18 protein-coding genes are annotated in these 22,177 nt (G+C 37.0%); 10 read left to right on the forward strand and 8 right to left on the reverse strand.

The features are described from left to right. Nucleotides 1–115 precede the first annotated feature (115 nt). Entirely contained in the window at nucleotides 116–1,300 is a 1,185-nt protein-coding gene (locus tag M2265_RS09930; protein ID WP_132771872.1) for a thiolase family protein, read from the reverse strand. A gap of 367 nt (nucleotides 1,301–1,667) precedes the next feature. Here M2265_RS09930 and M2265_RS09935 point away from each other — a divergent pair, with 367 nt between their 5' ends. Together M2265_RS09935 and M2265_RS09940 are read left to right on the forward strand one after the other, a co-directional pair. Next, nucleotides 1,668–2,855, forward strand: coding sequence for an acyl-CoA dehydrogenase family protein (locus M2265_RS09935; RefSeq protein ID WP_132771873.1), 1,188 nt, complete (start codon nucleotides 1,668–1,670; stop codon nucleotides 2,853–2,855). 49 nt (nucleotides 2,856–2,904) lie between these two features. Then, on the forward strand, nucleotides 2,905–5,034 hold the full coding sequence (locus tag M2265_RS09940; protein WP_132771874.1) for a 3-hydroxyacyl-CoA dehydrogenase NAD-binding domain-containing protein: 2,130 nt from the start codon (nucleotides 2,905–2,907) through the stop codon (nucleotides 5,032–5,034). Nucleotides 5,035–5,161: 127 nt separating this feature from the next. Here the strand turns inward: M2265_RS09940 and M2265_RS09945 are convergent, their stop codons facing one another. The 3 genes from M2265_RS09945 to prpB all read right to left on the reverse strand — a co-directional run bounded on the left by M2265_RS09945 (nucleotide 5,162) and on the right by prpB (nucleotide 8,712). Next, on the reverse strand, nucleotides 5,162–6,613 hold the full coding sequence (locus tag M2265_RS09945; protein ID WP_132771875.1) for a bifunctional 2-methylcitrate dehydratase/aconitate hydratase: 1,452 nt from the start codon (nucleotides 6,611–6,613) through the stop codon (nucleotides 5,162–5,164). Between the two features lie 67 nt (nucleotides 6,614–6,680). Beyond that, nucleotides 6,681–7,835 carry a 2-methylcitrate synthase gene (gene prpC / locus M2265_RS09950; protein WP_021190915.1) on the reverse strand — a complete coding sequence of 385 codons (1,155 nt, stop codon included), beginning with the start codon at nucleotides 7,833–7,835 and terminating at the stop codon, nucleotides 6,681–6,683. Next, nucleotides 7,816–8,712 carry a methylisocitrate lyase gene (gene prpB, locus M2265_RS09955; protein ID WP_132771876.1) on the reverse strand — a complete coding sequence of 299 codons (897 nt, stop codon included), beginning with the start codon at nucleotides 8,710–8,712 and terminating at the stop codon, nucleotides 7,816–7,818. The genes prpC and prpB overlap by 20 nt, the downstream gene beginning before the upstream one ends. Before the next feature lie 432 nt (nucleotides 8,713–9,144). Here prpB and M2265_RS09960 point away from each other — a divergent pair, with 432 nt between their 5' ends. Continuing rightward, on the forward strand, nucleotides 9,145–9,897 hold the full coding sequence (locus tag M2265_RS09960; RefSeq protein ID WP_132771877.1) for a DUF1080 domain-containing protein: 753 nt from the start codon (nucleotides 9,145–9,147) through the stop codon (nucleotides 9,895–9,897). A 184-nt stretch (nucleotides 9,898–10,081) separates the two neighbouring features. Continuing rightward, complete coding sequence (locus M2265_RS09965; RefSeq protein ID WP_021190911.1) at nucleotides 10,082–10,660, forward strand: hypothetical protein; 579 nt, start codon at nucleotides 10,082–10,084, stop codon at nucleotides 10,658–10,660. A 98-nt stretch (nucleotides 10,661–10,758) separates the two neighbouring features. Here the strand turns inward: M2265_RS09965 and M2265_RS09970 are convergent, their stop codons facing one another. After that, a complete protein-coding gene (locus M2265_RS09970) occupies nucleotides 10,759–11,337 on the reverse strand; it encodes a hypothetical protein (protein WP_021190910.1) in 579 nt (192 codons plus the stop codon). A gap of 572 nt (nucleotides 11,338–11,909) precedes the next feature. After that, nucleotides 11,910–13,601: a sodium/sugar symporter gene (locus tag M2265_RS09975; RefSeq protein WP_132771878.1), complete on the reverse strand. Its 1,692-nt coding sequence runs from the start codon at nucleotides 13,599–13,601 to the stop codon at nucleotides 11,910–11,912. A gap of 172 nt (nucleotides 13,602–13,773) precedes the next feature. On the opposite strand from M2265_RS09975, the gene M2265_RS09980 reads away from it, so the two are divergent. Both M2265_RS09980 and M2265_RS09985 read left to right on the forward strand, forming a co-directional pair. Then, the gene (locus M2265_RS09980; RefSeq protein ID WP_206368662.1) at nucleotides 13,774–14,343 is read left to right on the forward strand and encodes a hypothetical protein; all 570 of its coding nucleotides are present in this window, start codon (nucleotides 13,774–13,776) and stop codon (nucleotides 14,341–14,343) included. Next, entirely contained in the window at nucleotides 14,343–14,807 is a 465-nt protein-coding gene (locus tag M2265_RS09985) for a hypothetical protein (RefSeq protein ID WP_206368659.1), read from the forward strand. The genes M2265_RS09980 and M2265_RS09985 overlap by 1 nt, the downstream gene beginning before the upstream one ends. A gap of 192 nt (nucleotides 14,808–14,999) precedes the next feature. Here the strand turns inward: M2265_RS09985 and M2265_RS09990 are convergent, their stop codons facing one another. Then, entirely contained in the window at nucleotides 15,000–16,871 is a 1,872-nt protein-coding gene (locus tag M2265_RS09990; protein ID WP_132771880.1) for a M1 family metallopeptidase, read from the reverse strand. Nucleotides 16,872–17,149: 278 nt separating this feature from the next. Here M2265_RS09990 and M2265_RS09995 point away from each other — a divergent pair, with 278 nt between their 5' ends. The 4 genes from M2265_RS09995 (at nucleotide 17,150) to M2265_RS10010 (ending at nucleotide 21,784) form a co-directional block, all read left to right on the forward strand. Continuing rightward, the gene (locus tag M2265_RS09995) at nucleotides 17,150–18,478 is read left to right on the forward strand and encodes a BamA/TamA family outer membrane protein (protein WP_132771881.1); all 1,329 of its coding nucleotides are present in this window, start codon (nucleotides 17,150–17,152) and stop codon (nucleotides 18,476–18,478) included. A 65-nt stretch (nucleotides 18,479–18,543) separates the two neighbouring features. Next, entirely contained in the window at nucleotides 18,544–20,622 is a 2,079-nt protein-coding gene (locus tag M2265_RS10000; RefSeq protein ID WP_132771882.1) for a TonB-dependent receptor, read from the forward strand. Beyond that, a complete protein-coding gene (locus M2265_RS10005; RefSeq protein WP_132771883.1) occupies nucleotides 20,623–21,108 on the forward strand; it encodes a GNAT family N-acetyltransferase in 486 nt (161 codons plus the stop codon). 76 nt (nucleotides 21,109–21,184) lie between these two features. Further along, a complete protein-coding gene (locus M2265_RS10010) occupies nucleotides 21,185–21,784 on the forward strand; it encodes a hypothetical protein (RefSeq protein WP_132771884.1) in 600 nt (199 codons plus the stop codon). A gap of 41 nt (nucleotides 21,785–21,825) precedes the next feature. On the opposite strand, the gene M2265_RS10015 is transcribed toward M2265_RS10010, so the two are convergent. Next, nucleotides 21,826–22,176 carry a hypothetical protein gene (locus M2265_RS10015; RefSeq protein WP_132771885.1) on the reverse strand — a complete coding sequence of 117 codons (351 nt, stop codon included), beginning with the start codon at nucleotides 22,174–22,176 and terminating at the stop codon, nucleotides 21,826–21,828. Between the last annotated feature and the right edge of the window lies 1 nt (nucleotide 22,177).

Here is a 22,177-nt window from a genome sequence, read left to right on the forward strand (position 1 = left end):
AAAGATAGGAACCTTTCATTTAAATGAGTACTGTCACTTAACAATATTCTCTAAACTCAGTAGTATAACCTTCAGCCCATATGTATGTATGATAATATATCTAACCTGATCGCTACTATACATTACATCTTTTAATAATCATTGCAGAAGCACCACCGCCACCATTACAAATTGCTGATAACCCATACTGTCCTCTCTCCTGCTCAAGCACACTTGTTAAGGTTACTAAAATTCTGGCGCCCGAACACCCTAGAGGGTGACCTAAAGATACTGCTCCCCCATAAACATTCATCCTTTCCAATGAAATATCCAGCAAACGGGCATTTACTAATACTACAACAGAAAAAGCTTCATTAAATTCAAAAAAGTCAATATCAGACAATTCTAGATCTGCTTTTGCTAATACTTTTTTCACGGCGAGACTAGGCGTCGTTGTAAACCATTCCGGTTCCTGTTCCGCATCAGCATATGCAATGATTTCAGCTAAAGGCTGTAAACCCAATGCTTCCATTTTCTCACCGGACATGAGTAATAATGCCGCAGCTCCATCACTTAAAGTAGAAGCATTTGCTGCAGTAATCGTTCCGTCTTTTTGAAAAGCTGGTTTCAAAGTATAAATTTTCTCAAAATTGACCTGCGTAAATTCTTCATCTTGCTTGACAACAACTTCTCCTTTTCGGGTAGAAACTGTTATCGGAGCCACTTCTTTATCAAACTTTCCCTCTTTCCAGGCATCACGGCTTCTGGTATAGGACGATACCGCATAGGCATCCTGCTCTTCTCGGTTAATACCATATTTAATGGCACACAGCTCCCCAAAAACTCCCATTGCGTCTTGCGAATAAGCGTCACTCAGTCCATCTTTCTGTACTCCGTCTACTAAACTTTGATGACCGTATTTCGCTCCCCAACGTGTTGTAGGTGCATAATAAGGTACGCGACTCATACTTTCCATACCGCCAACAAGTACCACATGAGCATCACCCAATAAAATAGCCTGTGCCCCTAATGCTACCGCCTTCATTCCACTTGCACAAACCTTATTAATAGTAGTCGCAGGAATATCATCGGGTAAACCTGCATATTTTAAAACCTGGCGAGCGGGAGCTTGTCCCAAATCAGCTTGTAGGACACAGCCCATTAATAATTCATCCACTTCTTTGCCATCAACAGCAACTTGACTCAAAACTGCTTTAACAGCTTGAGCACCCAATTCTGTCGCGCTCAAAGTGGATAATCCTCCTCCAAAGCTTCCTATTGCGGTACGTTGCGCCGCGACAATAAATACTTTCTTAGTCATCGTTTATTATTTTGGTTATCTATGCTACTACCTTGTTTTATCTAGAAGTCAGATCCGGTTTCCCCCGAACTGCGAATCCCAATTGACCTACGAAGAAAACAAACAGTAGAGCGTTATCATAAAGTTATATTTAAAGGTACAAAAAATAGTAAACAGTAAATGAATCGGTTAAACAGAAATCTTTAATAAGCTTATAAATGAGCCTAAAACACTTAAAACAAGCGAACAGTCTCCCATAAAAACAAGTTACCATAAAAATTAACTTTCAAATAAATGGAAACGTCAGCTTTTTAATTTAAATTAGCTTCAACTTATTTGGATCACCAAATCCAAAAGAGAAAATATAACCAATAAAACTTGATAGCATATGCAAGCAACACAATTGACAGTTGAGCACCACGTATTTCGCGAAAGTTTAAAAGCATTTATCCGTAAAGAGATCCTGCCTTATATTGACCAATGGGAAGAAGAAGGTAAAATAGATCGTGCCATTTGGAAAAAAATGGGTGACATGGGCTTTACAGGACTCAACTATCCTGAAGTTTATGGGGGGCTCGACCTTGATTTTTATTATTCCATGATTCTGTGCGAAGAGCTCTCTCAGTGCTTTTCGGGAGGATTCACGATAACAGCATTAGTCATTCAATATATGTCAGCCCCATACTTACTCAAGTATGCCTCTGAAGAATTAAAAGAAAAATATTTAAAAGGTGTTATTGCTGGAGATTTGGTCAGTGCAGTAGCTATTACAGAACCAGGTGCTGGATCTGATGTACAAAAAATCCAAACAACTGCTATCCGGGAAGGTGATTATTACATTGTTAACGGTTCGAAAACCTTTATCACCAATGGTTACTATGGCGATTTTTTTATTACTGCTGTTAAAACCGATCCGACCAAAGGTAGTAAAGGTATCAGTTTGCTCTTGATCGACCGTCATGCTTCAGGAGTAACTGCAACCAAAATCAATAAAATGGGCTGGCATGCTTCTGATACAGCAGAATTGGGTTTTGATCAGGTAAAAGTCCCCATTTCACATTTAATAGGTGAAGAAGGTGCAGGTTTTAGTTACCTGATGGACGGACTACAGCTGGAACGCCTGACCGCAGCAATCCATAGCATTGCTACAGCAGATTCTGCCTTACAGTATACCCTAGAATATATTAACAAACGTGAAGTATTTAAGCATAAACTGCAAGATTTCCAAGTAGTAAGACATCGCGTCGCACAAATGGTTGCAGATATCGCTACAACAAAAGCATTTATATATGCTTGTTGCGATTTGCAACAACTTGGAAAATATGCGGTTAAAGAATGTTCGATTGCGAAACTACAGGCGAGTGAGCTTGCGGTTCGTATTGTAAGCCAATGTTTTCAACTTTTTGGTGGTTATGCCTTTACAGAAGATTTCAAAATAGCCCGTCTGTACCGTGATATAAGAGTCGGTACCATTATCGGGGGAACATCTGAAATCATGTTGGAAATTATTGCTAAAATGACAATTGATAAAGTCAATTATCAATCCAAGTCCGATAAAACAATTTCTTCTAATTAATTAAACTCTATACTGCAACTCCCCATAAGGGAATATAACACTTAAAAAAATGCAGAAAATTAATCCTACATATTTTACTTATTTCTTAAGTGAAAGAGATGAACAGGGAGTCGTATTGATTAGCCCCTTAATTTCTACAGAAACTATCCATGGAAATGATTTAGAGCGATTAGAAGAATTTGTGACCATCATCCGTGATCAGATTGATCTCACTGAAGTAAAAGGAATAATATTCAAAAATCCACTTATAGGCCAAGCTATTAACTATGATATTTTACTTCAACAAGCATCAGATGAAAATTCATTTAAGCTACGTTTGAAATCACTCCTGTCAAATTTTAATGAGCTTAACCAACAAAAGAAACCAATTGTCGGTCTAATGGACAGTGATTGTATGAGTTTACAGCTTTCGACACAACTATGGGCACACTGCCGGATTGCCCTTGAGCAGATAAAAATAGGATTTCCAGAAGTCAACTATGGATTATTTCCAGGGTTTGGTGCCACGATACAAATAACAGAGATACTTGATGCACAAGATGCTCTTCCATTGGTGCTACAGGCTAAAATAATCACAGCACAAAAAGCTAAAGAAATAGGTTTAATCGATCTCATTTCTTCAAATATAGATCATGCAATCTTTCTTGCCAAAACATGGATCTTAGAACATGTGCATGAACAGGCTCGGAAACCAACTCCACCATGGGATGGAGCACAATGGGATAATCTTACCGTACCCATCAAAAAACGTAACCTAGGAATTAAGCCAAATATAGACAACTGTATGGCAGTTATTTATCAAAAACACAATCTTTCAAAACAAGAAGCACTCCGTATTGAAATAGCGTATTTTATCCAGACCCTGCGCGATCCTATTACCTGCAGTATCATCCGGACCCAGTACTTCGGTATAAATGAAGCTACAAAAGCTACAGATCCATTAGTCCATACCCCTTTCGAGTTACAAAGGATGGCAATATTAGGCGCTGGAATGATGGGATCTGGAATTGCATTCGAAGCTGCCCGATCAGGAATTGATATTATCTTGAAAGATGTGACTTTACAACAAGCAGAGCAAGGAAAAAAATATGCAGAAAAAGTATCAGCAAAATGGGTGGAACTGGGAAAAATGAATGAAGAAAAAAGACAGGCTCTCCTCTCCCGAATCTCCCCTACAGATCAGACAAAAGATTTTGGAGAAGTTGATCTCATTATCGAAGCTGTGTTTGAAGACAAAAATCTTAAGGCGGCTGTCAGTACTGAAACACTTCCTTTCCTAAATAATAATGGTTTTTTTGCTTCGAATACCACATCATTACCCATCAGTGAATTGGCTTTAGTAAGTCCGAAACCAGAAAACTTTATTGGAATGCATTTTTTTTCACCTGTAGATCGAATGGCTTTAGTAGAAATCATACGCGGGAATCAGACAAGTAAACAAACCCTGTCTAAGGCTCTACAAGTAGTCCGTCAACTGGGAAAGATTCCAATTGTTGTACATGATGGCCCTGCATTCTTTACTTCCCGTATTTTTTTCAACTACCTACTGGAGGCAGTGACGATGCTGTTGGAAGGTATTCCTGCATCTCTCATTGATGAACAGGCAATAAATGCTGGTTTTGCTGTTGGTCCTTTGGCAGTTCTTGATGAAATTTCGCTATCGCTTATGCTGCATGTATACGACCAGCTACCCCATCTACATCCAAGCCAGAGGCGATGTTATGATTACTTAAAAAAACTTGTGGATAGTGGACGAAATGGACGAAAATCCAATCGAGGTTTTTATGACTATGAAATTGCATCTGGAAAAAAAACAATTTGGCAAGATTCGAATTTACCGACCTTAACTACATTGCCCGAAACCATCAACATTCAGGATCGATTATTACATGTTATGGCATTGGATAGTTACCGATGCTTAATAGAAGGGATACTCGACAGGCCGATCGATGGCGATATCGGCGCTACCTTAGGGATTGGCTATCCCATTCATACTGGCGGTGTCTTTGGTCATATAGACCAAGTTGGACTCCAAAAATTTGTAAAAGACTGTCAGCGTTTTGAGCGACTAGGTGAACAATGGATGATTCCAACCTCATTACATCAGCTCGCCGCAGAAAATTTCACCTTTTATTTAGGCCTTCAATCCAACTGGCCTATCCAAAAACAAAATTTATAAATTCAAAAAAGGTTTTCATAAAGGTTTTAAAAAAACTTTTATGAAAACCTTCTCTAACTAACTAACTAACTAACTAACTAACTAACTAACTAACTAACTAACTAACTAACTAACTAACTAACTAACTTTATTTCACCATCAAATCAACTAACTGATTAACATCCATATCGATAAAAGTATCGTAATCCAATGTTGCATTTAAGATTTGTTTCTGTTGTTTATCTGCAAATATGCGGGCCAAATTAATCCTGTATTTTTCAATCAGTTTAGGAATACCTTCATCGCGGCGGCGTGGATGCCCTATTGGATATTCAACCAAAATTTCAGAGAGCTTTGTTCCATCATTTAATGTAATCGTCAATCCATTTGCAATTGCCCTTTTTTCAGGATCATGATAATCTTCTGTTAATTTAGAATCTTCGATACAATTCATTTTATCACGCAAAACATCAATTCGAGGATCCATAGCTATCCGATCTTCATAATCTTCTGCTGTCAATCGGCCATAGATCAAAGGTACCGCAATCATATATTGTATACAATGATCTCGATCAGCAGGATTATGAAGTGGCCCCTTTTTATCAATAATGCGAATAGCAGCTTCATGGGTCCTAATTTCTATATGCTTAATAGACTCAACAGTTTTCCCTATTGCTTTAAGTTGATCATGCAGCAACATGGCGGCCTCAACGGCTGTCTGAGAATGGAATTCAGCAGGAAAAGAAATCTTAAATAAAACATTTTCCATCACATAAGAACCATAAGCTCGCTGAAATTGGAATTCCTTTCCTTTGAACGAAACATCATAAAATCCCCACACTGGAGCCGTTAATACTGAAGGATATCCCATTTCCCCTGTCTTGGCTATCAATGCTAACTTTACAGCACGTGATGTTGCATCGCCTGCTGCCCAAGATTTACGGCTACCTGTATTGGGTGCATGACGATATGTTCGCAGTGCCTGCCCATCAACAAATGCCAGTGAAACAGCATTGATCAATTCATCACGACTTAATCCCAACAATTTACCAACCACAGCTGTGGAAGCTACTTTAACAAGAATGACGTGATCTAAGCCCACTTTATTAAAAGAATTTTCCAAAGCAAGAACACCCTGAATCTCATGTGCCATGATCATTGCTTCCAAGACTTCCCTTGCTTTTAAAGGTTTTTCACCCATAGCAATACGGGTTCTACTCAACCAATCAGCCGTTGCTAAAATGCCTCCTAAGTTATCCGAAGGATGTCCCCATTCTGCCGCAAGCCAAGTATCATTAAAATCCAACCAGCGCACAATTGTACCGATATTAAAAGCAGCCTGTATCGGATCTAATTGGTAGTTTGTTCCAGGAACTTTCGCACCGTTTGGCACAATGGTACCAGATACCACCGGACCTAACAATTTTGTACAGGCAGGGTAAGTGAGCGCTTCAAAACCGCATCCTAATGTATCCAAAAAACAGTAAAATGCAGTTCTCCATGCAACTTTGCTTTCAATCTTATATTGAAGTACATAATCTGCAATATCAGCCAAGACCTGATCAACCGGTGGTCGTTCATTCGAAATTTGTGATGCCATTTTTTCTAAAAAACTATTCGTAAATATTAAATTTCAATTGTTGTGTTCATTTGTATATTTTCTCACATTACCTTTCAGAAATAGGAATATAAGGTCTATTTTCTGGTCCGATATAGTGAGCACTAGGTCGAATGATCTTCCCGTCCTGACGCTGTTCAAATACATGTGCCGACCATCCTGTTATCCGTGACAGTACAAATAAAGGGGTAAACATTTCTGTCGGGATACCCATTATATGATATGAAACGGCCGAATACCAGTCTAAATTGGGAAACATTTTCTTTTCTTCCCACATCACAGATTCCAAACGCTCGGCAATGGAATATAGTGTCATATCGCCCGCTTCCTCCGATAGCTCCCTAGCAATACGCTTAATAACCTGGTTACGCGGATCTGAAATGGTATAAACAGGATGACCAAATCCAATAATAACCTCTTTATTCGCTAACCGCTTACGAATATCAGCCTCCGCTTCATCAGCATTGGCATAACGACTCTGTATTTCAAAGGCTACTTCATTAGCACCACCATGTTTTGGTCCCCGCAGGGCACCAATAGCTCCTGCAATACAAGAATAAAGATCCGATCCAGTACCTGCAATAACACGGGCGGCAAAAGTAGATGCGTTAAACTCATGTTCAGCATACAGATTAAGAGACACCTGCATGGCTCTTATCCAAGATGCAGATGGCGGCGTGCCATGCAACAAGTGCAAAAAATGCGCACCCAAAGTTCCATCGGTAGTTTCGACATCAATTTCTCGGCCATGTTGGCTAAAATGATACCAATACAATAAAGCAGAAGCCATAGAGGCCATTAAACGGTTGGCAATATCGCGCGCACCAGCACTTGGATGACTTTCCTTTTCAGGTTGAATACTCCCAAATACTGAAACATAAGTTCGAAGAACATCCATTGCATGAGCAGTTGTCGGCAATTGTTTTAAAACTTTCTGTATCGCGATCGGTAATCCACGTTGACTTATTAATTGTGCCTGATAAGTGGTCAATTGCGATTTAGTCGGTAAATTTCCATAGATCAATAAATAGGCTACTTCTTCAAAACTAGCCTGATCTGCAAGTTCCAAAATATCATAACCTCGATAATGTAAGTCATTACCACTTTTTCCGACGGTGCTTAATGCTGTATTGCCTGCGGCAACACCAGATAATGCGACGCTTTTCTTGGGTTTAAAACCCATTTCATTTGTTTCTGTCATCATGCTTAGTATTGAACAATTGATCTAGTTTATTTTCATATGCATAATAATTAATGCTACGATAAAGTTCTTCACGGGTTTGCATACCTACCAGAACGCCAGCTTGCGTACCATCTTTTCGAATATGCTGATATACATTTTCAGCCGCTTTATTAGCTGCTCGAAAAGCAGAGAGCGGATATAAAATTATTGAAACTCCTACTTGATGTAATTCATCTCGAGTAAACATTGGCGTTTGACCAAACTCTGTAATATTTGCTAAAACAGGCAATTGGGTTGCATCACGAAATCGTCTATATTGGTCCAGTTCATGAACAGCCTCTGCAAAAATAAAATCAGCTCCAGCCTCTTTATAAGCGATAGCTCGATCTAAAGCCGCCTCTAAACCTTCGGATGCTAAAGCATCTGTACGGGCGCCGACTACAAATGTATTATCCGTACGTGCATCCACAGCTGCTTTAATACGGTCCACCATCTCTGTCTTAGATACCAATTCTTTTCCTGGTCGATGTCCACAACGTTTTGCTCCCACCTGGTCCTCCATGTGAACAGCTGCGGCACCAGCCTTGATCAAAGACTGAATCGTACGTGCTATATTAAATGCCGAGGGTCCGAATCCGGTATCGATATCGACCAATAAAGGGACTGGACAAACGTTCGTAATACGCTGCACATCAACCAGTACATCTTCAAGCGTGGTAATACCAAGATCAGGAATTCCCAAAGAACCCGCGGCAACTCCTCCTCCCGATAAATAAATGGCCTGAAAACCTGCTTGCTGAGCTAGCAGAGCATGGTTCGCGTTGATAGTTCCAACCACCTGTAATGGTTTTTCCTGTTGCATCGCTTCTCTGAAAAGAAGCCCTGGAGTTTTTATCATATAATTGGATATTATAAATGAGCCCGATAGCCGAGCAGATGCATTAAACTTTTTATTGTTTAATGTCCAAGAAATTTTCTCCTATATTATCGTACTGAAAAAAGTTCCCTTATTGCTAAAGATAAGAAAAATAATGGTCTTGATCACCATCTTTAATGATCATTTTTCATGTAAATGTTCAAAATACACACTCTCAACAACACCCTCCAAAATATTGATTATCAAAAGTTTTATAATAAAAAAAACATCGATAAAATAATTAAAAAGGCTAAATACTGAGACAACCTGCATATCCACTGGGTCAGATGATGAGCAATAGAATCGGCTATAATTATATTGCTTAGTACTACAAATTTATTTAAGTTTGCTTGTACGCAGTATTTTAATCATAACCCTTATTTAACCTTTTTCAAACCGTTTCACTACATCAATATGAACCTTAAAACTATCGGTTTATTTTTTCTTTTGCTCGCTTTATGCCAGCATAACTACGCTCAAAAAATAACCTTATCTTTTGGCGAAGAAGTACAACTTGAGGATCTACTTTTATCAAAAAAGCCCACGAAAAATTCAATCAACTGGCTAAATGTAAACACAGCCAAAGATACTTGGCGTTTAAATAGAAAATCACTAATATGTACAGGGCTTCCTATTGGTGTCATGCGGTCTGAAAAACTATATGAAAACTTTATTATCCATGTCGAATGGAAGCATATCTATGCAGGAGGTAACTCGGGTATCTTTGTATGGTCGGATGCAGAGCCCGATTCCATAGGAAGACTTCCAGGAGGAGTTGAAGTGCAGATGCTGGAATTGGATTGGGTAAAACAGAATACCAAAGACGGTGTTGTTCCGCCAATCGCTTACGTTCATGGCGAATTATTTGGTGTGGGCGGTGTGGAAACAATACCAGATAATCCACGCGGTACAAGAAGTAAAGCGATAGAGAATCGGGCTAAAGGGAAAGGGGAATGGAATAAATATACGATCATCTGCGTGGACGGTACAATTAAACTAGCTGTGAACGGAAAATTTGTCAATGGTATTCGCAATTCGACTATCAAGAAAGGGTACCTATGTCTTGAATCTGAAGGTTCGGAAATACATTTTAGAAATTTTCAATTAATTGAACTTCCTCCAAGTTTTACCCACATTTCTCAAATCGTAAAAACAATAATACAATAACCACTTAAATTCGTTGCTGCTCTTTTAAAAGCAATTTAAAACAGAAAATTTAACAGCTAAAAATTAAAAATAATTAATTTCTGATCTTAATTGTAAGTTACAAGCAAAAAAAAGAAAACTTTTGATTTCGTTTACTGTTATATAATAAACAACAATCGTTAATTATATAGAAAACTTACGAATCATGAAGAAATTAGCATTACTACTTACAATTATGGGGGGAATAGCTTTCGGCGCAAATGCACAAAAAATCGAAACTGTTCCACAAAGTTCAGCAGATGTTGGAACTGCCCCAATAAAAAAAGGTAACTGGATGGTTGGTGGTTCCTTAGCAAATCTTGGTTATAGTTTTGAAGGAAAAGCATTTAATATCAACGTACAACCTCGAGCTGGTTATTTTGTTTCTGATGGTATCGCGATCGGAGCTCAAGCTAACTTAGGATTTATTGCTGTAAAAGATCATGATAACGAATGGAATTATGGTATTGCACCTTTTGTCAGATATTATTTCCCAGAAGGTTCATCTTCGTCAGGACGTTTCTTCGGACAAGGTGATATTGGTATCGCAGGTAGTTCAGTTGGAAAAGGTGCTTCCTTAGCTTTAGGAGCAAATCTTGGTTATGCACACTTTATTACAAGAACAGTTGCACTTGAGGCTACTGTCGGTTATAACTATACCAAATCGAACGTTAACTTAGGTGAGAAGTCTTCTGGTTTAGGAGTAGGACTTGGATTCCAAATCTATTTACCTGGTCAGAGATAAAAACAGATTTATACACCGTATAAAAAAAGCACATATTCATCTATGTGCTTTTTTTATTCACGTAATTTTTTCATCATAAAACAGACTTCATTAAAGAATCATGAACATAATACGTTCTTAGGTTTTATTGTCATCACAGTCTGTTCATGCCAGCTTGTTGCTACTGGACAACCCAGTTTTTCATTATAATAAATATCAGATACAACATGCTCTTTTTCGATTTTCACCTCCAGCTGAAACATACTGTCCAAATCATTTAAAATACGCTGCTGATACTCCTCTCTTTCAGTTGCCGCAGGTAAAGTAATTTCATAGCAATACAAATACTTCTCCCTCCATAATGCGGAGTCTCCACAATCCTGAGTATGTAAATACTGACACCGATTATCATCATAGATAAAAATACGTGAGACAGGAAAATTTGCCGATAAACCAAACGCAAACAAGTAAAATTCATAAATCGCCATATTGACTAATGAGATTCGAAGTATATCGGCTTTTTCATCGCGCACAACAGCACTGTAAGAATCAAGTCCTTTTAAAGGAGATGTAAACTGTGCATAGTATTGTTCCGGAGGTTTTACTTTTAAAATGCTTTTTAAAGGTTGTTCCCGATTATGAGTTTGAAACTCCTTCATGACACGAGTTTTAAAACGATCTTGCCTTAATGTTTTCATTCTTATTATATGTTTATAAGTTTTTCGTGTAATTAAAAGCTTTAGCTATACTAAGTATGTTCCCAAATCACTTGACTTCCCTATAAAAAATTGAAAATAAAAAACCGACCTACTACATTCACAAATAAACAAGAACATGCATCTATCATAGAGCAAAAAAACTCACTTAAATTTATTGTATCAAGAATAAATAAGTCATGAAGATTTCTCTATCAGTTCTACTTGCCAGACAAGTAGGTCGGAAAAATCATAAGATACTAGCCGTTCACCATCTTTACATAAGCCGTTACAAATATGAAAAACAGACAACATGAAGTTGACAACATGTTGTGAAAGTTGACGACTAGACTTATATTTTTTTTTAAAATGTCATTATCTAACAAATTTTAATATAGCATGCATTTTATATAAATAGTGCATGTAAAAAAATGCGATCAAATCAAATGTCTACATGGCTTCAATCCCACTACTATTAAGATTTCTCGATTGCTATAAATTAATAAAAAATAATGCATACAAGAAAAGGCACCCTATTGGGTGCCTTTTCTTGTATTATAGTGCACACGTAGTTCTTACCAATAAATTGAATATAGGGCAACCACAATCATGAGTACTAATAATGATCCAATAACAAAACCATTGTGAGATTTAAACATTTTTGCATCAATTTCTAATCCTTTAGGGACAATACCACGTTTGTTATCAATCAAACTAATGATTACCATGAAGATCACACAGATGATAAATACAAAACTCATCCTGTCTATAAATGGAATTTCATAAATACCTGTTGTTGGATTCAGCACAGAGAATCCGGTGCTTGATAAGAAAGAAAGGTCCATCATATCTGGCAACTTTTTGAATAGTACAGATAAAATAAAGCCTCCAATCGTTGCGAACATCGCTGCATTTGATGTTGTTTTTTTCCAAAAGAACCCGAGAATAAACATCGCAAAAATACCCGGAGAAACGAATCCTGTATACTCTTGAATGTATTGGAATCCCTGTTTTCCTTCTCCCATTAGCGATTCACCTAAAATAAGTGCCAATCCTGTTCCTAAAATCATGGAAACAATAACAGCTATTTTTCCAACATTAACCAAATTCTTTTCAGAAGCAGTTTTATTAATTGCTTTTTGGTAAATATCTAACGTAAAAATGGTCGCAATACTGTTTGCTTTCCCCGCTAAAGAAGCGACGATTGCAGCAGTCAATGCGGCAAATGAAAGACCTTTTAAGCCTGCAGGCAAAAGAGTTAAGAGCGCTGGATATGCTTTATTTGGATCCTGTGCTCCAGTTGAGGTCAATAAGCTTGATGCATCAATAGCACCTAAATTTTTATTTACAATATAGTAAACAGCAATACCTGGGATCACAACAATCACTGGCATCAAGAGTTTTAAAAATGCGGCAAACAATAGACCATTTCTTGCTGTTGGCAAAGAAGCTCCCAATGCACGCTGTGTAATATACTGATTACATCCCCAGTAGCTTAAATTGGCTATCCACATACCCCCGATCAGAACACTGATACCAGGTAAGTCCATATAATTAGGGTTGTCGGTTTTGAATATCATATGGAAATGCTCAGGAGCATCATTATGCAAAGTGGTAAAACCAGCTAAAACACCATTACCATCTGAAATGATATTAAGTGCTAAGTAGGTAGCTACCAAACCTCCTAATACTAAGAAAAATACCTGAATAACGTCTGTATACCCAATAACTTTCATACCACCTAATGTGATGATGATAGCAAAAACAGCCAATAACATAATACATAAAGTCAAATCTAAACCAGAAATACCACTGATAGCGACAGCTCCAAGATATAAGATCGACATTAAGTTGACCACGATATAAAGCATTAACCAAAATACAGCCATGATCATCGCTACAGTACTATTATAGCGTTGGTTTAAAAACTGAGGCATGGTAAAAATCTTATTCTTAAGATAGACCGGCATAAAGAATATGGCTACAACAATCAGGGTTATGGAGGCCATCCATTCATATGCTGCGATTGCAAGTCCCATTTTAAAGCCCGAACCGCTCATTCCAATGAATTGTTCGGCAGAAATATTTGAAGCGATCAAGGAGGCACCAATAGCCCACCATGTCAATGATCCTTCAGCCAAGAAATAATCCTTTGCTCCTTCTGACGCTGACTTCTTTTTGTAGTAGATCCACAAACCATATGAAGCAACAATTATAAAGTATACAAAAAATACAATATAATCCTTCGTACTTAAAATAGTATTCATTAGTTAAGATTAATTAGATTTTGATATAAAAATGTGAGGCTAAATATAGAAATATTTATTGCACAATCACATAAAAAAACCGACAGAAAACTTATATAATCAATTTCACTCATCTCAAAATAGTTCAATTTTTATGTTTTTTTCCCAATTTTCTTTGTAATTTTGCACAATAATGTCAAAAATCTCATCAAATAGAGTTATTCGTTATACCTCTTTATTATTACTTTTCGTAATACAATTATTATTTTTATTAGCAATCTTTAAGGAAAATAACTCAACTATTGCCCTATCATTCTTCATCATTCTAATTTCATTCTTATTACTTTTCTCCTTTTTTAAGTCACCAGTTCATCATAATAAATTAGCGTTTGAAAAAGTTTATATTGCCGTATGGGTTCCAATTGGTGCAATAAGTTGTTATTTTTTAAATCACGCATTTGGATTAGGTTCGGTATTTTCAGCAAGTTTAGTAGGGCTCACCGGCGCCTTAATTCCGTACCTAAACAAAAAGTCAAGTTATCTGCCCCATCTACCTCCTGCTATTTATTGCGGTGCATTCGTAGGTATGTCCAATACCAAAGTAGCTCATGATATTTATTTCATTCTCGCAGCCAGTATCTGTACGGCTATTCTGCTGATCATATCAAAAAGTTTGTTGAACGGAATTGGCGGAAAACTTGGAACATTGGCTTTTGCCGGAGTTACCATTACCTACTTGATTCTATTTTTATTTTCTAGATAATGATATTTACAGCGATTCTCATATTTACAGGAATTTTCGGAAGTTTACTCACTTATTATTTTAATAATAAGCTGAAACTTGGAGGTGTATTATCCTCATCCCTATTGACCAGCATTGTTGCTGGATTTGTCCACTTTTTTCCTTCTTATATTCCAAAAGAATTAGTCAATCATATTCCACTGATTTTTATAGGTTCTTCTTTTGTTGGTATGGTTTCGAGCAATCAATTGTCTACATTTATCGGAGTTTCACTTTCAGGTCTTGTATACAGCCTAATCTATATCAACACCAGTAAATTTTTTGATGGTTTTGGCGGTGCATTAGGTACTTCAGCGTGCATATCATTACTGGTAATTATGAGCATACCTTATCTTCGGTCAAATCATAAAATGACACTGGGTTTCTTTCAGTTACGCCGTATGATATTTAAGAACACCAGAAGAAAATCGAAAAAAAATACCTAGTCATCTACAAATACCTAAATAGTCTACTTTTTCAATAAAAGGCAGCAGCTCTCTTCCCTAAAAATCTCAGAACCTTATCGAAAATAAGAGCACAAAAAAACGGTTTGAGTACTATTATTCCCGCTTTTAAGAGAAATAACAGCCCCAAACCGTAAGATGCAAAATCTTCTCAGAGATTACAAAACAGTAATATTAAAGTGTTACTCGATTATCCTCACTGGTATAATCCATAAATATATCATTATCAAGCTCAACTTCTTTCACCTTTGCTTTAGTTTTCAGTTTTAATGTAGTAACAGCCTGATTACTCTCCCAAACTTGTGGTGTAAAATGAATTTTTTCTTTTTCACCGTCCACATAAGTCAATATCACATCAAATGGAATTGCAAATCCACCATTATTTTCAATCTCTAAACTAATGGTTTTATTTTTTTGACTGACCTTAGACACCTTCAGATCGATATAATGATTACTAAAATACCAGTTATTCCAGAACCAATTGAGATTTTTTCCAGATCCTGTATTGAAAGAATAAAAATAATCCCAAGGAGTCGGATGCTTCCCGTTCCAATTATCCATATAATGATGTAAAGCTTTTCTGAATGCTTCGTCCCCTAGATAATCTTTCAGTGCCAAATAAGATAATGCCGATTTGATATAGGCATTATTACCATAACCCTTACCGCTCAATTGTGAAGACAAAGAAATCAATGGCTGATCTTGTTCAGTAGCAGGATCCTGAATCCATCCTTTTACCCGAAATTCTTTAAACAATTGCTTAGCAGCTTCCTCTCCATTTTCATCCATTCCAATAAGCAATTCCAAAGCTGTAGCCCAACCTTCATCCATAAAAGCATAACGGGTTTCATTAGTTCCCATATAAAAAGGAAAATAAGTATGGGCAATTTCATGGTCTACAGTTTGTCTAGCATCCATCAAGTTATCCGGCACACTGCTATCATTGACCATCATCGGGTATTCCATATCCGCAAATCCTTGAATTGCAGTCATCGTTGGAAATGGATATTCTACTCCTGGCCAATTTTTAGAGAACCAGTCAATACAGTAACGCTCCCAACCTACATATTGCTCGAAATCCTTAGTCCCATTCAGATAAGCCGCCTGAACACTTACTCTTTTACTTTTCAATTGAACACTAGAAGCATCCCACACATAATGATCACTCAAAGCAAAACAAAAATCAACGATATGATCTGCTTCAAACTTCCAGATGTTCCAGTCATGCTGTTTTGTCACCTTTTGTGTCTCCATTTCTTTTAAATTTGCAACCGTAATCACTTGGTCCGAAATCAAAGATTTTTTAAAACGGTCTAATGTTTCAGTTTGCAGTACCTCTTCAGGGTTTAGAAAACTTCCTGTAGCCCATACTACATAATTTTTTGGAACGCGGATTTCAACTTTATAATCATTGAAATCATTATAAAATTCCTGACGGCCGTTATGTTCCAAGACATCCCATCCATTATAATCATCATAAACTGCTATACGCGGGTATGCATACGCACAGAAATAGGTACCAGGATCAATCTGCCCCTCACGGTCACTGGATAATGACAATGGATATTCCCATTCCATTTCGACTGTGACAGAAGATTTGGGATCAACAGGTTTATTCAACTTAATGCGATTGGCGGAAGTCCAGTCCTTACTATCGATAACATACACTTTATTATCTATTTTAAACGACTTCAACTTCAGTCCCGAAGTGAGAAAATCTGTACTGACGTCCGCAGCTCTTGCGGCTGTAGGTTTATGTACATTATTAGCAAAATGAATAACAAGATCTTTTAATGCATTAGGACTATTGTTCTCATATTGAATACGTTCTTTTCCAGAAACAATTTTTGTTTCTGGGTTTACCGTTACCTGTATGTGATATTGCGCTCTGTTTTGCCAATATTTTGCACCTGGTGCACCGGTTAAACTTCGCGTTTCATTTTTATAAGCCTGCTTAATATGACGAGGAGTATATAATTCCTGAGCGTGCAGGAATATGTTACAGACGACAATGTAAACCAGACTGAAGAGAATCTTTATTTTCATGTACTTTTTTTTGCTAAAGATAAGCAGTTCCTAAACGTCGTACAACAAGGAGATGTGTCGTATATTAAAAATTACTGGCTAAAAAATATCGCAAGTCTTACTTTTAACCGTATTTCCTCAATAAAATAATTCTTGATACCAAAGAGATATCGATAATTGTATAAGAATCATGAGTGCCAAATAAAAAAAATACAAACAAATTTATCTAAGTTTGCATACTATCTATATGACTAAAACGTTAAATTTTATACTCATATGTTGCAATATAAACTTGATACATGAAAAGATCTTTACCTCATTTTAAAGCTGTTAACATAACTTTAGTTTCCTTATTACTTTTGTTCGCAACTCATATCACCCCAGTTCTTGCTCAGGTCACTATTGTATCGGACTCTTCTAGATTAGAATCAAAATCCACCTATATGCAGCATAAAATTGATTCTAACGCTTCTTATCAATATGATATATCCGATTTATTTCGCAACATTCTTCATCCAAAAAGAGAGCGAAACCCAAATAAAAAACGTTCTGGAATTACCCTGATGCCTGGTGTGGCCTTAAATCCCACTATTGGAGCTCAAATCGGAATAAAGGGAGTTGCAGGCATTGTACTGGGAGATAAATCGAATACCACAATGTCTACAGCAGCATCAACAGCTTCAGTAACAACAAAAGGTATTATGGTTTTTTACGTAAGCCATAACATCTATACCAGAGAGAATAAATGGAATATCCAGGGAGGATGGGCTATTGTAAAAATGGTCAATCCAGATGCCGGCTTAGGAATGACTAAAACTTTTTCTGGACAAAATGATGATGATATTCTTGCTAACCCAGACAAAAACATGTTTGTCTACAAGTATACATCCTTTAGCATCAATGAAAAGCTCTATAAACGGGTTTCAGATAATCTTTTTCTGGGTGCTGGTTTTGCATTTGACATTCGCAGAAATATCAAAGCATCAACCGAAAACAATGACAATCCAAATTACGTCTATAGTAAACGTTATGGTTTTGATCCTGAAAAATTCAATTCAAATGGTCTTCTGTTTAATGTTCAGTATATGACACGTGATAATCCAAATCGTGCGTATAAAGGAATTTATTCGGATATTGGAATTCGTATGAACCAGGAGTGGATGGGCAGTAGTAAGAATGCAATTCAGCTTACCACAGATTTTAGAAAATACATTAGTCTTTCTGAGGAAAACCCTGAACATGTACTTGCATTATGGAATTATGGATCTTACCGTATAGCAGGAAGACTACCTTATCTTGATCTACCAGGAACTGCCAAAGATAGTTATGCACGGTCAGGGCGCGGTTATACGCTTGGGTTTTTCAAAGGCTTATCTTACTTCTATAATGAGGCAGAATACCGGTTCCCGATACTTCGTAATAAATTTATCAGTGGAGCAACCTTTTTTAATATCCAATCGACCAATAACGATATGGACAGCAAATTATTTCAATCTTGGAGAGCTGCTGGAGGAGCAGGATTACGTATTCTGTTTAATAAAGCCACACGCACTAATTTATGTATTGATTATGCTTTTGGTGGGTATCATCAAAGAGGTCTATTCCTTGGATTAAATGAAACCTTTTAAAAAGCAGGCTTAATTGAAGTTTTTCATTATTTTAGGGGCAAATTGTTTTTGAGCCCCAATATCATATGTCTGTTTTTAAATCTGCTTTCTACGCATTAATACTATTTTCACCTTCTCTATATGCACAGGAGGTTAGTAAAGATACCATTACATCCTATCAATTAGAAACAGCAAAAGTGTCTGGCTATTTTACAGAACAGCCCCTATTAACAACACCAGGATCTGTTTCTATAGTCGGGCAGAAAGCAATTCTTAGTCAAAATGGAGCTACTTTATTACCGAGCTTGAATACCGTTCCGGGCTTACGGATGGAAGAACGCTCACCAGGAAGCTACCGTTTGGCCCTTCGTGGTAGTTTAATCCGTTCTCCTTTTGGTATCCGTAATGTGAAAATATATGTCGATGAATTTCCAATAACAGACGCAGGTGGGAATACTTACCTCAATCTTATTGATCCGGCTTCCATTTCGCAAATTGAAGTTCTAAAAGGTCCTGATGGATCTATTTTCGGACCGAACTCGGGAGGTGTACTCATGATTAAACCTAATGGCTTTCAACATAGTCCGTTATCGAAAACCTCACTTAACCTTGCTGGTGGATCTTTTGGATTCGCACAACAACAACTTTCGATACTACAGCAGATCAACCAAAAATATCAATTTTCCCTTGATCAAAGTTTTACAAGATCCGATGGTTATCGAGAAAATTCGGCTTTAAATAAAAAAACTATTCAAACAGCACACCTATGGAACTATCATCCACAAGCAAGTCTTAAAGTCTTTGCCCTTTATAGTGATTTGAATTATCAAACACCAGGAGGACTTACGCTAGAACAATATCAGGAAAACCCACGTATGGCACGTCCCGCTACTCCAGCCACACCATCGGCTAAACAACAAAAAGCGGCGATTGATAATAAAACCTTTTTCGGAGGAATATCCCATAAAATCAACATAAGTAATAAACTATCCAATACGACCACTATTTTTGGCTCATCATCAAAAATAGAAAATCCATTTATCAGTAATTATGAATATCGAGATGAACAAAACTTAGGGTACCGAAGCTATTTTTCTTACGAATCGCAGGATCAATTGAATTGGCAATTGCAAATTGGTACAGAAGGTCAAAAAGGTTGGTATGATATTGCTAATTATGATAATAAAAACGGAGTTTCCACAGATCCTCAAGCAGAAGATAAATTGGAAAATTGGCAGAATTTCTATTTTGTAAGAGGTAAAATTATTCTTGCAGAAAAATTGACCGTGGAGGGTGCTCTTGGGTTGAACCAAAATCAAATTGCTTATAGACAAGTATATCCTCAAACCTCGCAACAAAAAGAACGAATCTCTTTTGGAACAACGTGGATGCCGAAGTTTGCGGCATCCTATCTGCTTACACCAAAACTAGCCATCCGAGGTTCCATTTCCTCTGGATTCTCAGCTCCTACAATTGCTGAAGTCCGATCATCGGACAATATCATCAACACAGCTCTGAAACCTGAATCTGGTTACAACAAAGAGATCGGATTACGATGGGAATGGATGAACCGTCGTTTTATTACCGATATATCCTACTATCAGTACAAAATGAATAATGCAATTATTCGCCAGTTAAATGCAAATGCGGTAGAATATTACCAAAATGCTGGAAAGGTAAACCAAAGTGGAATTGAGAGTTCCATTATGGGGTACATTATAAAGCCTTCTTCAGAAAAGTTGGTGCAGGCGCTGTACATCAATTCGAGCGTGACCTACAATCATTACCGATTTAAAGATTATGAGATAGGGAATAACAATTATGATGATAATAAACTTACTGCAGTACCGGACTGGATTATTGTTCATGCTTTAAACCTAGATTTTGCCCATCAACTTGGTCTCCATGTGCAACATAATTATACGTCAAAAATTCCGCTAAATGATGCAAATACAGCATTTGCAGATTCCTATCATCTGGTTCAGGCAAAGATCCAATGGGGATTCAAATTTTCAACTAAATTCATGGCAAATGTATACCTCGGAGTGGATAACCTACTGAATGAAAAATACAGTTTAGGAAATGACATTAATGCATTTGGGAATAGATATTACAATGCCGCACCAACACGAAATTTTTTCGCTGGACTAAAACTAAGTTATTAAATGAAACGGGACTATATCATCAGAAAACATTCAACTGATGAAGCTATACCTTACGATTTACTGTTATTGGCAGATGAGACGAAAGAAGCTATCGACAAGTATATTTCGACCTGTACCATCTTTACATTAGTACATCGAATAACTAACGAGATTGTTGGAGTCATGGCAGTAAAACAAATAAATTCAGATACGGTTGAACTAAAAAATATTGCGATCACAGCACAGTACCAAGCGCAAGGTCTGGGCAGCGACATGCTGTCTTTCTTAAAATCCCATGCACAGGAAGAAAATTTACTGCATATCTGGGTTGGTACTGCGGATGTAGGCTTTCAACAGCATCGATTCTATATGCGCAATGGTTTTGAAATGAATCACATCCGTCATAACTTCTTTATGGAAAATTATGCTGACCCTATTATAGAGAACGGACTGCAGATGAAGCACATGCTTGTCTTTGCATACCGTTTAAATACGAATACAGATTAAACTACCTGCAACACAATATAAATAATTATACATACCTTTAAAAATAATAGCTTTACAAAAAGAGCATTTAGATACCATGAGCAATTTCAATTATCCATTAAACTTTCTGTTTAAAATTTCGACTTTTCATAATGACTTCACCATTAAGGATAGTGAGGATCGTACACTCTTTTATGTTCGTCAAAAACTATTCAAGCTTAAAGATGAAATTATGATCTTTTCAGACGAAAGTAGATCAGAACAGCAGTATGGTATAAAAGCAGACCGTTGGTTAGATTTCAATGCAAATTATACTTTTACAGATACCAGAACTACTGAAACGATTGGTAAAGTAGGCCGAAAAGGAATGAGATCGATATGGAAAGCTAATTACAATGCTTTAGACATAGATGGTCTTGAAGATTATACCATCAAAGAAGACAATGGCTGGGTAAAAGTTGGCGACAGCTTTTTAGGAGAAATACCGATACTCAATATTCTCACCGGATATGTATTCAACCCCTCATACACCATGTATGATAAAGAAGGAAATAAAATATTACAGCTCAAGAAAAAACCTTCTTTTTTCGGCCGAAAATTTACATTGGACAAACTCGCGGATATCAACCCAAAGGATGAAACAAGACTTATTCTTTGTTTTATGATGATGATCTTACTAGAGCGCGAAAGAGGATAAAATAGAAAAGGAGAATACATCTTGTATTCTCCTTTTCTATTTTATAAACCTTTAATCTGACGGTTCAAGTGATATAGCTTAACAAGCCTTTCTATAAAAAACAGGATCAATATCGCATAGATGATCTGAGAAACTAACAAGGCATTTTCCTGCTGCGGTAAATTGAATTGGAGGTCTTTCCATGACTTGCTGAGTAGATAGTTCAGTCCAAGCCCAAATATCATTCCTGCTAAGAAAAAATAAATTCCTCTCTTACGATCCTCTAAAACAGCAACCGCTTTTTTTTCATCCTGTTCGATTGTTTGCATTACGCGACTTTCAAAATCAGAAAAAGGCATTTTAAGTTTACTGCTCTGCATTAATGTCTTCATTAATTCATCATTATTTTCCATG

This window comes from Sphingobacterium kitahiroshimense (genome assembly GCF_025961315.1).
GTDB classification, from domain to species: Bacteria; Bacteroidota; Bacteroidia; order Sphingobacteriales; family Sphingobacteriaceae; genus Sphingobacterium; species Sphingobacterium anhuiense.

Coding starts and splice junctions, on each gene's coding strand:
- M2265_RS09930 (WP_132771872.1), bottom strand. CDS start 1,300: ATGACTAAGAAAGTATTTATTGTCGCGGCGCAACGTACCGCAATAGGA.
- M2265_RS09935 (WP_132771873.1), top strand. CDS start 1,668: ATGCAAGCAACACAATTGACAGTTGAGCACCACGTATTTCGCGAAAGT.
- M2265_RS09940 (WP_132771874.1), top strand. CDS start 2,905: ATGCAGAAAATTAATCCTACATATTTTACTTATTTCTTAAGTGAAAGA.
- M2265_RS09945 (WP_132771875.1), bottom strand. CDS start 6,613: ATGGCATCACAAATTTCGAATGAACGACCACCGGTTGATCAGGTCTTG.
- prpC (WP_021190915.1), bottom strand. CDS start 7,835: ATGATGACAGAAACAAATGAAATGGGTTTTAAACCCAAGAAAAGCGTC.
- prpB (WP_132771876.1), bottom strand. CDS start 8,712: ATGATAAAAACTCCAGGGCTTCTTTTCAGAGAAGCGATGCAACAGGAA.
- M2265_RS09960 (WP_132771877.1), top strand. CDS start 9,145: ATGAACCTTAAAACTATCGGTTTATTTTTTCTTTTGCTCGCTTTATGC.
- M2265_RS09965 (WP_021190911.1), top strand. CDS start 10,082: ATGAAGAAATTAGCATTACTACTTACAATTATGGGGGGAATAGCTTTC.
- M2265_RS09970 (WP_021190910.1), bottom strand. CDS start 11,337: ATGAAAACATTAAGGCAAGATCGTTTTAAAACTCGTGTCATGAAGGAG.
- M2265_RS09975 (WP_132771878.1), bottom strand. CDS start 13,601: ATGAATACTATTTTAAGTACGAAGGATTATATTGTATTTTTTGTATAC.
- M2265_RS09980 (WP_206368662.1), top strand. CDS start 13,774: ATGTCAAAAATCTCATCAAATAGAGTTATTCGTTATACCTCTTTATTA.
- M2265_RS09985 (WP_206368659.1), top strand. CDS start 14,343: ATGATATTTACAGCGATTCTCATATTTACAGGAATTTTCGGAAGTTTA.
- M2265_RS09990 (WP_132771880.1), bottom strand. CDS start 16,871: ATGAAAATAAAGATTCTCTTCAGTCTGGTTTACATTGTCGTCTGTAAC.
- M2265_RS09995 (WP_132771881.1), top strand. CDS start 17,150: ATGAAAAGATCTTTACCTCATTTTAAAGCTGTTAACATAACTTTAGTT.
- M2265_RS10000 (WP_132771882.1), top strand. CDS start 18,544: ATGTCTGTTTTTAAATCTGCTTTCTACGCATTAATACTATTTTCACCT.
- M2265_RS10005 (WP_132771883.1), top strand. CDS start 20,623: ATGAAACGGGACTATATCATCAGAAAACATTCAACTGATGAAGCTATA.
- M2265_RS10010 (WP_132771884.1), top strand. CDS start 21,185: ATGAGCAATTTCAATTATCCATTAAACTTTCTGTTTAAAATTTCGACT.
- M2265_RS10015 (WP_132771885.1), bottom strand. CDS start 22,176: ATGGAAAATAATGATGAATTAATGAAGACATTAATGCAGAGCAGTAAA.